This window comes from Aeromonas sp. QDB11 (genome assembly GCF_027705265.1).
Classification (GTDB): Bacteria; Pseudomonadota; Gammaproteobacteria; order Enterobacterales; family Aeromonadaceae; genus Aeromonas; species Aeromonas allosaccharophila.
On the sequence record NZ_JAPDBM010000008.1, the window covers coordinates 38,445 to 52,433 of the forward strand.

At 59.6% G+C, this 13,989-nt stretch carries 11 protein-coding genes and 1 tRNA gene; 3 read left to right on the forward strand and 9 right to left on the reverse strand.

What is annotated here, in order from left to right; translation table 11 throughout:
* Window positions 1–137: 137 nt before the first annotated feature.
* Both lptF and lptG read left to right on the forward strand, forming a co-directional pair.
* Window positions 138–1,250 carry an LPS export ABC transporter permease LptF gene (lptF, locus tag OKC40_RS04175; protein WP_075115806.1) on the forward strand — a complete coding sequence of 371 codons (1,113 nt, stop codon included), beginning with the start codon at window positions 138–140 and terminating at the stop codon, window positions 1,248–1,250.
* Between the two features lie 25 nt (window positions 1,251–1,275).
* Window positions 1,276–2,346 (forward strand): LPS export ABC transporter permease LptG, encoded by a 1,071-nt coding sequence (gene lptG / locus OKC40_RS04180; RefSeq protein ID WP_021231808.1) that lies wholly within the window; start codon window positions 1,276–1,278, stop codon window positions 2,344–2,346.
* Between the two features lie 74 nt (window positions 2,347–2,420).
* Here lptG and OKC40_RS04185 read toward each other — a convergent pair whose 3' ends face one another.
* Window positions 2,421–2,954 (reverse strand): RDD family protein, encoded by a 534-nt coding sequence (locus tag OKC40_RS04185; protein WP_005336420.1) that lies wholly within the window; start codon window positions 2,952–2,954, stop codon window positions 2,421–2,423.
* 143 nt (window positions 2,955–3,097) lie between these two features.
* On the opposite strand from OKC40_RS04185, the gene OKC40_RS04190 reads away from it, so the two are divergent.
* Window positions 3,098–3,183: transfer RNA gene (locus tag OKC40_RS04190), tRNA-Leu, on the forward strand.
* A gap of 237 nt (window positions 3,184–3,420) precedes the next feature.
* Here the strand turns inward: OKC40_RS04190 and OKC40_RS04195 are convergent.
* The 8 genes from OKC40_RS04195 to OKC40_RS04230 form a co-directional block, all read right to left on the reverse strand.
* On the reverse strand, window positions 3,421–4,086 hold the full coding sequence (locus OKC40_RS04195) for a PepSY-associated TM helix domain-containing protein (protein ID WP_333563262.1): 666 nt from the start codon (window positions 4,084–4,086) through the stop codon (window positions 3,421–3,423).
* 21 nt (window positions 4,087–4,107) lie between these two features.
* On the reverse strand, window positions 4,108–6,150 hold the full coding sequence (locus tag OKC40_RS04200; protein WP_270794219.1) for a TonB-dependent receptor: 2,043 nt from the start codon (window positions 6,148–6,150) through the stop codon (window positions 4,108–4,110).
* 307 nt (window positions 6,151–6,457) lie between these two features.
* Entirely contained in the window at window positions 6,458–7,495 is a 1,038-nt protein-coding gene (locus OKC40_RS04205; protein WP_270794221.1) for an acyltransferase, read from the reverse strand.
* Window positions 7,496–7,720: 225 nt separating this feature from the next.
* Window positions 7,721–8,632 carry a D-alanyl-D-alanine endopeptidase gene (gene pbpG / locus OKC40_RS04210; RefSeq protein WP_042061586.1) on the reverse strand — a complete coding sequence of 304 codons (912 nt, stop codon included), beginning with the start codon at window positions 8,630–8,632 and terminating at the stop codon, window positions 7,721–7,723.
* Between the two features lie 271 nt (window positions 8,633–8,903).
* Window positions 8,904–10,370, reverse strand: a complete 1,467-nt coding sequence (gene yjeM, locus OKC40_RS04215) for a glutamate/gamma-aminobutyrate family transporter YjeM (protein WP_270794223.1) — start codon at window positions 10,368–10,370, stop codon at window positions 8,904–8,906.
* A 435-nt stretch (window positions 10,371–10,805) separates the two neighbouring features.
* Complete coding sequence (locus OKC40_RS04220; RefSeq protein ID WP_333563260.1) at window positions 10,806–11,684, reverse strand: DMT family transporter; 879 nt, start codon at window positions 11,682–11,684, stop codon at window positions 10,806–10,808.
* 33 nt (window positions 11,685–11,717) lie between these two features.
* Window positions 11,718–12,641, reverse strand: coding sequence for an ABC transporter substrate-binding protein (locus OKC40_RS04225; RefSeq protein WP_270794226.1), 924 nt, complete (start codon window positions 12,639–12,641; stop codon window positions 11,718–11,720).
* Between the two features lie 121 nt (window positions 12,642–12,762).
* Entirely contained in the window at window positions 12,763–13,818 is a 1,056-nt protein-coding gene (locus OKC40_RS04230; protein WP_234662667.1) for a porin, read from the reverse strand.
* Window positions 13,819–13,989: the final 171 nt, after the last annotated feature.

The window sequence follows — 13,989 nt, forward strand, 5'->3', positions numbered from 1 at the left end:
TTATTGAATAATGCGGTGCTTGTTGGGGTATCAGAGGCGGAGCGAACAGCCACAGGCTCCGCAGTTCAAACTGGTAAAAATCCAATATACGGCCCTATTTTTCAGGCATTCGACTAAAAACACAAGTTTACTTGGGAATGACTGTGATCGTTTTCCGATATTTGTTCAGGGAAACCCTGAAAACCCAGCTGGCAGTGTTATTCGTATTGCTGCTTATCTTTGTCAGCCAACAATTTATCAAGATCATCGGTGACGCCGCCGATGGCGAGGTGCCGACACGTCTGGTCTCCACCCTGCTGCTGCTCAACTTGCCCAATATGGCGTTGTTGATGCTGCCTATCAGTCTCTTTTTAGCCATTTTATTTGCCCATGGTCGCCTCTACGCCGAAAGCGAGATGACGGTGATGCATGCGGTCGGCTTCAGCCACCGTTTCGTGATGCGCAGCGCCATGTTGCTGGCCTTGCTGACGGCGGTGGTCGCGGCGTTCAACACCGGCTGGATCGCCCCGCAGGCCAAGGAGCGCGAGTATCAGGTGATCGACGAGTTCAAGTCGGATCCGGGTATCTCCTTCCTGCAGGCGGGCCGCTTTATGGAGCTCGATAAAGGGCGCCTGGTTGCCTATATCCAGGATTTGAACGACAACGGCTCAAAACTGCAAAAGATCTTCGTGTTGCAGCGGGCGGAGGGGAATAATCCTCCCTCGGTGGTGGTGGCGAGCGAAGGGGTGGTGACGGTCGATGAGAACGGCCTGCAGTGGCTGACCCTGATGGATGGCTCCCGCTACGAGGGGAACTTCTCCGGCAAGCAGTTCCAGATCTCCGATTTTCGCGAATATGGTCTGGTGATCCGCCAGCAAGAGATGGAGCGTTCCAACCGCAAGGCAGCGGCCAAGCCGACCATGGAACTGTTCGGTACCCAGGACAACGCCATGATGGCGGAATTGCAGTGGCGTATCTCGCTGCCCCTCTCCATTCCGGTGCTGACCCTGCTGGTGGTACCGCTGGCGCGGGTCAATCCCCGTCAGGGGCGCTACGCCAAGCTGCTGCCGGCCATCATGCTCTATCTCTCCTACTTCCTGCTGCTCAGCGCCGCCCGTTCGGCCATCGACAGCGGTCGGCTACCCTACTGGCCGGGGATGTTCCTGGTGCCGCTCGGTTACCTGCTGTTTATCGGCCTGCCCCTCAATCTGCAGGGCACCAGCTGGTGGAACGGGGTGAAAGGGCGCTATTTCAACAGAAAATCAGCATGATGCTGCAACATAGGAACTTCTGCTGATGTTTGGCATTCTCGATAGGTATATCGGTCGGGTCATCTTTATGTCGATCCTGCTGTGTGAAATCACGCTCGTTGGTCTGGCGGCGCTCATCAAGTATGTAGAGCAGCTCAAGTCAGTCGGTGATGGCAACTACGACATGATCAACGCCCTCTACTATGTGCTGCTCTCCATGCCCAAGGAGGCGGTGCTCTTCTTCCCGCTGGCCGCGCTGCTGGGTGGCCTGATTGGTCTGGGTCAGCTGGCGACCAGCTCCGAGCTGGTGGTGATGCAGGCGGCTGGTCGCTCCAAGATCAGTATCGTGATGGCGGCGCTCAAGACGGCGATCCCGCTGATGATCATGGTGGGGTTGATGGGGGAATATGTGGCCCCCATCGCCAAGCGGATGGCAGATGACATCAAGGCGGGCGCGCTCTCCGAAGGTCGTCTGACGGTTTCCGCCTACGGGGTGTGGGCTCGCGATGGCAACAACTTCGTCAATATCAACGGGGTGCGTAACGATGGCGCCCTCACCGGCATCACCCTCTATCGCTTCACCCCCGAGCGCAAGCTGATCGACGTGGTGCAGGCGCAGGAGGGTGTGTTCGAGCGCCACCACTGGCTGCTCAAGCAGACCCAGGTTACCCGCTTCGACGATCCCGCGCAGATCCGCAGCGAGCAGCATGACAAGATGGAGTGGAGCTCGGAGTTGACGCCCAAACAGCTGGGGGTGGTGAGTATCGACCCCGAGAACCTCTCGGTCTCCGGTCTGCTCGATTACATCGGCTATCTCGATGCCAACAAGCAGGATGCCGGTCGCTACAAGCTGGAGATGTGGCGCAAACTGCTGTCACCGCTCTCGGTGGTGGCGATGATCCTGCTGGCCTCCTCCTTCATCTTCGGCCCGCTACGCTCGGTGAGCATGGGGGCACGGATGCTGATGGGGATCATGACCGGCTTTGCCGTCTATGTGAGTGATCGGGTGTTTGGCCCCATCAGTCTGGTCTATGCGGTACCGCCGATTCTGGCGGCTATCGCGCCCAGCCTGCTGTTTGGTGGCATCTCCTTCTATATCCTTAGCCGCAAGCAGTAATCCGCATTAGGCTATGAAGGAATGCAAAGAGGGCACCGGTTGGTGCCCTCTTTCGTTGCTGCATTAAACCGGTATTACTTGTTCAGCAATTCCAGATTTTCCTGTTTGCTCAGCACAATCACTTCGCACTCGGCCCAGATATCCTGAAACGCCCGCGGACGCTGGCGGTTGAACAGGCACATCAGGTTGCCCAGACCAAAGGCGGCGGTGGCGAGACGGATCAACGCCTGGGTAACGCGGATGTGGCTGCCATCCTCGTTCTGAATGCGCAGCCGCCAGGCGCGCATGCCGACGGTCTGGCCAGCACGGGTCCAGAACCAGGTGTAGAAACCACAGATGACGAAGGCGAGCCACAGGGTGTAGATCAGGCTCAGGTGGTGGCGGGTCAGCAACCAGACGGTATCTTCACCCGCCGGTACGCTGGCCATGCCGGTGACCAGCAACAGCTTGGCGACACCCATGCCGATAAAGCCGGCGATGATCAGCAGCGAAGTCACCACCAGCGCATCATAGATGAGGGCGCCGAGGCGACGCAGCAGACCCGCTGACGGGTATGGCTGAGTGGCGGGAGAGGGGGATTTTTGTTGGACTTTTTTAGGCTTGGCCATCGTTTTTATTCCATTAAGATGATGGCGGCATTCTATGTAACTGGCCCCGCATCGGCAAGGCGTTGAATAAATGAACAAACGGGAGTGTTCAATCGAAAAACACCTTGCATGGCATCGCGCCATTCGTATAATCCCTCGCAGTTGCCCGGGTGGCGAAATCGGTAGACGCAGCGGATTCAAAATCCGCCGGTGAATAACCGTGTCGGTTCGAGTCCGACCCCGGGCACCATCAAATTCATGACAAAAGGCCATCAGCAATGATGGCCTTTTGTTTTTTGGTGTTTCTGCGCTTTTGGGGCGTTACTGTTGAGCAGACAGTACTTCCCGTTACCTATTGGTATCCCTTCTCTTTTCCCGCTCTCCGTTATTTCCTTTTCTTGATGTGGCCGCCGGCATCACCGCCAGCGGCTTGTTTCTATTGCGGTTTTCTTTCCAAACCTTGCTGCATCAGATCATAGTTGCTGCGTTATCCCAGCAGGGCAAACAGCAGGGTACCGAGGGTGCCTGTGAGCGTCAGCGCTATGATGGCTCTGGGTGTGCCGTGCAGCTTGGTCCACATAAACAGGCTGGTGAGGGCGAGCAGCAGCAGGGCCAGGGCGGCGATATCGCCAAACAGCTGCCAGCCGAGGCCGGTGCCCATGCTGCGGTGCAGCCGGTTGAGGCTGGCGGCAAAGTTGGCTTGCTGCAGGTCGGTACGTACCAGCAGGGTACCCTCAACATAGCTGGCGGCCACGCTCTGGCTGAGGGTGACGCCGCGCATCTCCCACTTGGCGGGCAGGATGAGCGGGCCGTTCGGGGTGGGCAGGGTCTGGGCCGGGGTGATCATGGTTCGCCCGTCGGCAAAGGTCTCGGGATAACGCTGTTGCAGCAGGCTTGTCAGCTGATCCGGGCTGGCGAGCGGCGCCTCCAGCACTATCTCTTCACTCGATTTGTCGGTGTGGGGGCCGGGGATGGGCAACACGGCGCGGTGTTGCAGCCAGAGGCCGGTGATGCCGTACATCAGCATCAGGGCGAGGGTAAAAAAACCGGCCCAGGCATGGAGGCGGCGTACCCATTTGTTGTTGTGAAGGGGAACTCTTCTGCGTTTCATCGTGGTTGCTTCATAAAAAACTGGCCAGCAAGGGCTGGCCAGTCGGGGTGGTTGTCACTGGGATCAGAAGCGGTAGGTGCCAGTCAGACTCAGCTGACGGGGTGTGCCCGGCATGATCTGGGTGGCACTGGTGGCGCTGACGAAGTACTCGTGATCGGTCAGGTTCTCGGCGCTCAACTGGGCTTCCCACTGCTGCCAGCGATAACCGGCGCGCGCATCGAAGCGGGCGTAACCGGGCAGTGTGGTGGTGTTGGCGTTGTCGGCGAAGCGATCGCCCACCGCCGTTACGCCGGTTTCACCGAACCAGCCCTGCTCACCACTCTGGTAGCCGAGATAGAACTGGCCATTCTGGCGGGAGACGTTCATCGGGCGCTTGCCCTGCAGATCCGCATCCGCCTTGACCTGTTCCGCATCCTGAATGGCGAAGCCGCCACGCAGGTAGAGCTCGTCGGTCAGCTCGGCGCGGGCGCTCAGCTCGACACCCTCGGTGCGCTGCAGGCCGGTGAGGATCACCTTGGTGGGATCCAGCGGATCCTTGGTGCGCTTGTTGTACATCTCCAGTCGATAGAGGGAGAGGGTGGTCGCCAGCTTGCCATTCAGCCAGTCACTCTTCACACCTCCTTCGTAGAGGCGGGTGTGCTGGGGTTCCAGCCCGTTATTCTTGTCGCCCGGGGTGATGCCGATCAGCTCGCCGCCCACCGGGGTGAAGGTCTTGCTGTAGGAGGTGTAGAAGGCGTGATCCTCGAGGGGATTCCACACCAGACCGAGGCGCGGGCTCAGGCTGTTGACCGAGACGCTCTCCTCCTTGTTGAGGTCGTAGCGGCGACTGGTGACGGTGAAGTCGTCACGGCGCAGCCCGCCCACCAGATGCCAGTCACCCAGGCTGAGCTGATCCTGCAGATAGAGGCCATTGCCGCGCACCTTGTGTTTGGCGTCGCTGGAGAGCTTCATGGCGCCATTGTAGGTGGGCAGCGAGCCCGGGTCGTAGAGGTTGCCAGACGGGATGGCGGTGGCGTTCTGGTAGAGCTTGGGTGTGCGCTCCTGCCAGTTCTGCTCGAAGCCGACCAGCAGGCGATGTTCCACCGGGCCGGTCTGGAACAGACCTTCTGCCTCGGTGTTGCTAATCAGGTTCTTCGCTTTCAGATCCTGCTGCCAGCGGGAGCGGGTCACCTGATCCCCTTTGACGCTGGTGACATAGGTGTTGTCAAACTGGCTGTCGAGGGTGGAGTAACCGAGCTGCTGGCGCAGCTGCCACTGATCGTTGATATCCCAGGAGAGGCGGGAGCGGGTGGATTGCGCCACGTCATCGATGAAATCGCGGCTGGTGTCGCTGTAGACATACTCCCGCGGCACATCGGCTGGACGACCATTGACCCCGGGAATGCCGCGATCCGGGGTGCGGTCATGTTCGTTGCGCTCGTACTGCACCAGCCAGTTGAGGTTGTCGCTGATCTCCCAGTTGGCGGAGGGGGCCAGCAGGGTGCGCTTGCTCTTCACGCCGTTGCGGAAGCTATCTTTGTCCTCTTGCGCCATGTTGAGGCGCAGTTGCACCTGCTCACTCGCCTCGCCATTGAGGTCGGCGGTCAGCCGCTGGCTGTCAAAGCTGCCGACCCGGGCGGTGACGCTGGACTCCTGTCCTTTCTGTGGCTTCTTGCTGACCCGGTTGACGATGCCCCCCGTGCTGCCGCGGCCGTAGAGCACGGCTGCCGGGCCCTTGAGCACTTCCACCCGCTCGATGTTGCCGAGATCCCGGGTGTACTGCATGTCGTCGCGGAATCCGTCGAGATAGAAGTCGTTGCTGGCGCTGAAGCCGCGGATATTGACCCCGTCGAAGCGGGTGTCACCGCTGGCGTTGACCCCTGGAATGCCGCTCAGGGCTTCACTCAGCGTCGGTTGGCCGAAGGCGGTCAGCTCGCTGACCTTGACGCTGTCGATGGTCTGGGGAACCAGCTTGGCTGGCGTATTGGTACGGGTAGCGGTGGCGACTTCCTGATGTTGGGAGCGTTTGCCAACCACAGTCATGGTTTCATCGGCGGCCTGGGCAGTGAAGCCGGTGCCCAGCAGTGCCAGCGAGACCAGCGTTCTGCGAAAGTGAGGGTGCTGCATATTCAATATTGACTCTTTGGATGTCGACCTGACGGCTCGAACATATTGATTTAATTATAATTAGCCTGACCCACCGAAGCGGGATGCCAATGATATTGATTTTCATTTATCTGGCAAGGTGAAAATGGTGGTATCTGTGGCGGTGGTTTGTTGCGGTTGGGAGAGCGAGGCTGAAACGCAGATTCTCTGCAGCAAACAGCAAACAGCAAACAGAGAAAACGAAGTGAGAGCAAAAGGGCGAAGCGGAAGAGAAAGAGACGAAACGTGAAGAGCTATCCGGCCCGATAGGACGGGCCGGATCTCGGACTCAGTGGGTGCGCAGCAGTCGGCGAGTAAGGGGCAGGGCCGCCAGCAGGCGATAGGCCAGCAGAGACGCTCCCAGCAGCAGCGGCACCTTGGCAATCTCCCACAGGATGGATGCACCCTGCGGGCCGAACATGAAGAGCCAGACCACCAGCATCATGTGCAGGCAGTAGATCCCGAGCACTTTGGGTGCCTGGCGTTCCAGCCAGCTGCCTTTGCCCCACTCGGGGTTGGCCAGCAGCAGGCCAAACAGACCGAGAGCCCAGGGAAGGGAACCGAGCAGGAAGTCGTGGCGGGTAAGCGGCACTGCGGCGAAGTGCAGCAGCGCCCAAGCTTCACATCCATAGAGCGCCACCCCCCCCAGCAGCAGTTGCCAGCCGGTGCGGGCATCCGGCTGCCACTGACGCTGGCGCAGCAGGGCCCCCAGCGCGACAAACAGCAGGGAGAAGAAGGGGCCGTTACGGGTGAGCAGTGGCCACTCGGCGCCCAGCAGCGGTTTGGCATAGGAGCCCCCCAGCAGCGCCAGCAGGTAGAGGCCAAGACCCAGCCAGAGGGCAAGCACTGGCCTGCCAAGCCGGTAACAGAGCGCCAGCAGAGTCACCGCCATGATCAGGGCTGGCAGGAACCAGAGGTGGATCATGCCGCCCACCAGCCAGCTGTTGAGGGGGTCGGCGAGCTGGAATTGCCACTGCCCGCGCAGGGAGGCCAGATAGCCCTGCTGCACGGCATCCAGCGGATTGAACGGCACCAGCAGGTAGACCAGACTCCATACCAGCCAGAGCTGCAACAAGGGGCTGCAGTAGCGCCAGGCCACGGTCAACGGCGCCTCGCGAGTCAGCCTCGGCTGCAGAAAGTAACCGGCACAGAGGAAAAACAGCGGTACGGCAAAGCGGCATAGCTGGTTGATGGTGCTGCTCAGCCAGAGCCAGGATTCGCCTCCCCACAGGGCGGGGTTGAACGGGTTGGCAAAGGGGGAGACGTGAATGGTCATCACGGCCAGAATGGCCAGCACCCGCCCGCACTCGATACTGGAAATACGCATGGTAGCTCGTCGTTACAGGGGTTGTGACGGCACGCTAAAACCCGCACCGTCAACTTGCAACCAATTGATTTTATTCGTGTGAGTCACGTTGTTGAGTGGTTACGTTTTGTAACGGGATGGCGGGAGGTGTTACCTGTAACGGGAGCTGGCTCCCGTTTTTTTGTCACAGCCACGCAAATAAAAAAAGCGAGGCGGGCGCCTCGCTTCGACAGGGCGGATTCGGGCTTACTGGTGGGTCATCATGCTGCTCTGGTTGGCGGCCAGGGTGGTTCTGCCCGAGCTCTCCAGCCAGGTTTTGATCCGCTTGGCATCGGCGACCCGATCGTTGGTAGTTTCAGCATTGAGCAGCACCATGATCACCGGTTCGTGATTAACCTTGGTGCCCAGCACCAGACAGCGGCCCGCTTCGCGGATATAGCCGGTCTTGGAGAGGGTGAACTCCCACTGCCCCTCGCGGATCAGCCGGTTGGAGTTGAGGTAGTGCAGCTGGCGCTTGTTGGTGCGCACATAGCTCTGCTGGTCGGTGGAGTACTGGCGGATCAACGGATAGGAGGCGGCAGCGGCAGCGAGCTTGGCGAGATCCTGCGCGGTGGAGACATTGCGCGGGTTGAGCCCGGTGCTGTCGGCATAGCGGGTATTCCACATCCCCAGCATGCGGGCCTTGGCATTCATCGCCTCGACGAAGGCGCGCTGGCCACCGGGATAGTGGCGAGCCAGCGCCGAGGCGGCGCGGTTTTCAGAGGACATCAGGGCGATATGGAGCATCTCGGCGCGGCTGAGTTTGGAGCCGATGGCCAGGCGCGAGCCGGTCCCCTTGATGCGGTCGATGTCGGCATTGGTCACGGTGAGCATTTCGTTGAGCCGCAGGTTGGCATCCAGCACCACCAGCGCCGTCATCAGCTTGGTGAGCGAGGCGATGGGCATCACCCGGTTGCCGTTGCGCTCGGAGATCACCTCGCCGGTTCTGTGGTTGGCCACCACGAAGGCGGCCGAGCTGAGGTTGGGCACATCCCGCCGCTCGAGAAAGCCGCTGCTGCTCTTGCTGCTGGCGGAAAAGGGGTTGGCATGGGCACTGTCCATAGTGGCCGGCAGCATGACTGCGCCAAGCAACAGGGGAAGGAGGGAACGCATCATCATGATCAGCTCTACCGGACGAAATACAGGGATATCTGGCTAAGTTATATGTCGTGAACTGGCGCTTCACAATCATTCTCACCTTGATATTGATAATTTGCGGCGTTAAAGAGGCTCTGGCAGCGAAACTCGAGTGAAAATGGCCTCTCTGGAGTCTATTTATGGGGGCTGCCGGCAGGACATCATGGCGGGGGTTTGCCGGGGCATGGGCATCGCGGAGTAGGAAAAATCGGGACCAGAGTGGTCCCGATTGGCATGAGTCATTGCTCACCGTTTAGTGGGCATCTTCCTGCTTGATCCTGAAGCGCATGGCGATCACCACGAACAGCAGCGGACCAATGATGGTCCAGACGCCGGTGGAGATATCGCCGGAGATAAAGGGGGCCACCACGGTAAAGACGTTGCCGAAGGCGACCAGGATCAGGCTGATGATGGTGGCCAGCAGCACGGAACCCGCGCTCTTGAAGAAGATCAGATCTTTGCCCAGCGCCGGGTTGTTGCGATAGCGATACCAGGCGTAGATGAGGAACATGTAGGGCAGGGTCATGCCGACGTTGGTCATGGTGATGATCAGCTCGTAGAGGGCGGCGGCCCCTTCCGGGTTGATCAGGGTAAAGATGGACTTGGCGGCAATGAACAGACAGACCACCCAGGCTTGCACCTTGAGCGCTTCAATCCGCACGCCATTCTCGTTCTCGCGCTGGAAGCGCTCCGGCCAGAAGTAGCTCGGGGTGCCGGTGATGAACTGGCGCAGCGGCGCGTAGGAGAGGGCAATAAAGGCGCCGAGGTAGCTCAGGAACATGCCCAGCCCGGCAAAGCGCATGAACACCTGCCCCAACCACTCGCCACCGAGATGGCGCCCCAGCTCCAGCATGATGATGAAGAGGGCGGAGAGTGAGGTGATCCCCTCGGCCGGGAAGTCGCTCCAGCGCATGATGGAGCCGACCGCCAGAAAACCGATGATGTAGCAGAGCACGATGAAGGCGCCGGAGAGGAAGATGCCACGCTTGAGGTCGCGCTCGGGATCTTCCAGCTCGTCAGCCACCCCGGCCATCGCCTCGACCCCGCCGTAGGCGAAGATGGCGAATACCATGAAGCCGAGAAAGGGAATGATGTCGTTGAACGCGGCATTGGGAGAGGCTGCCAGTGATGCCTGGGTGAGGGGCTCCTGCAGGGTCATGCCGCTCACCGCGAAGGTGAAGACGCCACCGACCAGCAGCAACACGTTGAGCGCCACCACGGAGAGACCGCCGATGGCCGCCACCTTGGCGAAACGGGCGCTACCAAAGGTGATGAGCTTGGTGACGGTGGCAACCAGCGCGATGGCGACCACCCCCAGAATAAAGGGGCCAAAGTCGATGCCGGTGCCCAGCGTGACCGGGATGACGGTGATGTCGCGGCCAAACAGCATGAAGGAGAGCGGCACCCACATGGAGAGCGCCTTGCCAAACATCCAGATGACGTAGGAGGCGAACCACATGGTCAGACCGATAAAGGCGAACCGGGTCGAGACCGAGTGGCGCATCCAGGTAAAGATGCCGCCCGCCTCCTTGCGAAAGCCGGTGCCAAACTCGATCATCATGAGGATGAACGGAATGAAGAAGAACAGACCGCCGATCACGAACATCGGAATGGCGGCATATCCCATTCGATAGAAGCCGATCCCGATATTAGTGACGCCAAATACCGATGTTAATATCATCAATATAAAGGCACCCAACTTCAGCTTTTTTGCTGACATATTTAAAACTCCCTGATGGTGCTGGATTTAAAGTAATCAAAAATTAAACAGACGAAACCGGGCCAATTAATAACGCTATCGCGCCATGTCATCCTGTTGTGGCTGGCACGATCGGGTCAGCGCTGACCGGGCTGGCTTACCCGTCAGGCGGTCAATGAATGTATGGGCGGAGCTGCATGGCCTTAGCCACGAGCGGTATTGGTCTGCGTTGCCGAAAATTAACTGTGAACGATTTTATCATTAATGCTGTTCAGCAGGTAAGCTCCCCGAATGAAGCCGCTGATAAAATAAACAGAGCTGCCAGTTAATTGATACGTTGCGGATGTAAACATTTACGCCCGGGCCGACACTTATTTCCATTATTCGGGTACGGAATAATTAGCGGAGTGAATTAAACCATCCTGCCAGATAGACCCGCGCCAATGGCGACAGGTTTCATCCTCCCAGACGGGTCAGCAGCACGCCGCCAGTGATGATGGCCGCTGCTGTCAGTCGCACGCGCCCGAGCGGCTCTTTCAGCAACCAGACCGAGAGCAGCATGGCAAACAGCACACTGCTTTCACGCAGCGCCGCGACCACACCAATGGGGGCTTGGGTCATGGCCCAGATGACAATCCCGTAGGCGAGCAGTGACATGGCGCCTCCTGCCATGCCTGACAGCGCATGGCGGCGGATCTGGCGCCACGCGTTGCGTTTCTGGTGGACGATCAGCACCAGCAGCATCGCCAGACCGGTACAGGCAAAGAGCCAGAGTGTGTAGCGTACCGGTTCACCCCCTGCGCGCGCGCCGGCCCCATCCGAGAGGGTATAGGTCGCCGTGAACATGGCAGTGATCAGTGCCGCCCGAACCGCTTTGCTGCCAAGGCGCTGTTGCCCGCCTCGCCAGGCCATCAGCAAGACCCCCATGATCAGCACGCAGGCGCCGATGATGCCGCCGTAGCCGGGGTAGTCCCCCAGCAGCATGGCACTTAACACCATGGCAAGCAGCGGGGCACTGCCACGGGCCAGCGGATAGATCTGGCCAAAATCGCCCTGATTGTAGGCATGACTGAGAAACAGGCAGTAACCGGTATGGAGCAGGATCGAGAGGCCGAGCCAGGGCAGCTCGGCTGCGGAGGGAAGCCCCATGGGCAGCAGTGCCACGGTGGCGATAAGCCCGGAGAAGATCGCCACCAGCGACACGCCCACCAGCCGCTCTTCGCCTATTTTGACCAGCGCATTCCAGCTGGCGTGAAGCAGGGCGGCCAGCAGAACGGCAAAAAAGACGGTGGTGCTCATGGGGGCGGGCTCTCGGGCGATGGGAGCCAACAGCATACCCGCCCGGAGCCTGATTGGCCGAGATCTGTATCAAGGCTTCGGCTTTTCGGGGCTCGCCTCCTGCGTGGTGGCGTTGCCCAGTTGTCCCAGCACCAGCTTGGGATGAGGGTCGGTCTGCAGCGGTATATCCTGCAGCTGTGTTCCCTGCTGGTGGCGATGGATGATCCCGGCGGCCATCTTGCCCAGCGCCTCGTAGCTGCTGATGGTGCCAACGCTACAGCCGTGCTCGACGAACAGTTCGGCACTGCAGATGGTAGGGATGGCGGCTTCGTTCAGTGCATTCAGCAAACGGGGGGCGATGGAGAGCAGATAGCTGTCTGCGGCCAGAAAGACGATGTCGTTTTTGGCATCCTGTTGCAGCCGCTTAAGTTCGTTATCCAGCCGCCGTGGGTCAGGGGCCATTCGCCAGGTGACCATCTGCCACTGATAGCGTTTCGCCTCGTTGAGCAACATATCGGCCACCAGCAGGGTGTTCTGCTCCCGCGGGTTGAAGGGCAGTAGCAGCCGTTTGCTGGTGGCCAGATGCTCGCTGGCGTTGGCCAGTTGCAGCGCCATCGGCACCATGTTGCTGACCCCGGCCACCATGCTGTTCTGGGCCTTTTCTTCCGAGAGGATGTCTGCCCCGACCGGATCGGAGACCACGTTGAAGATCAGTGGCTTGCGGTTGGCCAGCAGACTCTTGGTCATGGTGGTGGCGGTGGTGCCAAAGGTGTAGATGTAGTCGTACTCTGCCAGTTTCGGCAGCATCTGCTGGCGCAGCATGGTCGCCAGCGCCGTGCGATCCTGATCGGCGTTATAGGTGGTGATGGTGGCCTGATAGCCAAGTCTGGTCAGCTCTGCCCGAAAGCCCGCTTCGGCCGCGGTTTCGCCTCGCCACAGCACCATGGCGATAGAGAGGGCGTGAGCCGGCAGGGACAGCAACAACAGCAGTGTGACAAGCAGTTGACCCCTCATTTTTCACCTCCCGTGCAGACCCTTGTCTGATGAGCCTAGGCCACTTTCTCCGGTCGTGAGCGACGCCCAGCAAAAAGCGCGATGGCAAGCCATCGCGCTTTGGGTATCCGCAAAACTTCGATTAGAAGTCGTAGCGGGCAGCCAGCTGGAAGTCATCCTTGACGTTGAGCTTGCCGCTCTCCTTGCTGTCCAGGTTGTTGATGCGGTACTCGCCAATCACCCGCAGGTTCTTGTTGAACTTGTACTGGGCACCCAGGGTGTAGTAGTCCACGTTGTCTTTCTTGATACCAGCCTTGTCCTGCTCCTGCTTGTTCCACAGGGCCATCAGACCGAAGCCGTTCTCGAAGTTGTAGCCCAGCGCGGCTTCCCAACCGGTGTGATCGGTACCGGTCGCCAGGAAGTCGCTGCCATCGGCATAGCTCAGGGCGGCGTAGGCGGCCTTGTTGTCGAATTTGGCGGAGATCAGCCACAGCTTGGCATCTTCTTCACCGCTCTTGTCGCGCAGGCCGACGTTGTAGGCGGTACCCAGTGACAGGTTGAACGGGAAGGTGTAGGCCACGGCAGCACCGTAGGCCGCGTCGCTATCCTTGCTGGTGGTCTCTTCGGTGTCACCACCGTCGAACTTGTAGCTGGTGTCGAGCTGGAAGCCATTGAACAGGCCGGAGTATTTCAGTACGGAACCGGCACGGTTGGTGGCGAAGGTGTCAGTCTTGGCGCCCAGTGCTTCGTTGCCGTAGCCGTCGGAGAGGGAGACATCAGTCCAGTCGGCCAGGAAGCCCGGGGCCCCTTTCTGGCGACCGAAGGTCACGGTGCCCCAGTCAGCGCCCACACCGGCAAAGGCCAGACGGGTACGCAGGTTGTCGGAGTTTTCGGTGATGGTCTTCTCGCTGTCGTTGATGTACATCTGCACTTCGTACTGGGCCAATGCTTTCAGACCGCTCTGGATCTGGGTCTCGGCCTTGGCGCCGAAGCGGACAAACTGGTTGGCACCCTGTTTGTCGCTGTACTCGCTTTTCGGTTTGCCGCTGGCATCCAGTTCCTTCTTGTCACCGAAGAAGTGGCCAGCGTAGATACGGCCATAGAGATCCAGCATGGAGGTGTCATTTTTATACACTTCAACGGCTTGAGCCTGGAAGGCTGCGGTCAGAGCCAGTGCCACTACAGTCAGCTTTTTCATCTTAATCCCTTGTGTTGCAAGCTTTTGTTTTGAAGACGGGGCCATGCTAGGCAGCGGGGATGACAGCGGGGTGACAGTTGGGTGAAGAGTCGATGGCAATTGGGTTGCAATTGGATGAATTGGCTACATTCTTGCTCGCAACGGCTACTTTTGTGCGCAAAGGTTTGCCCT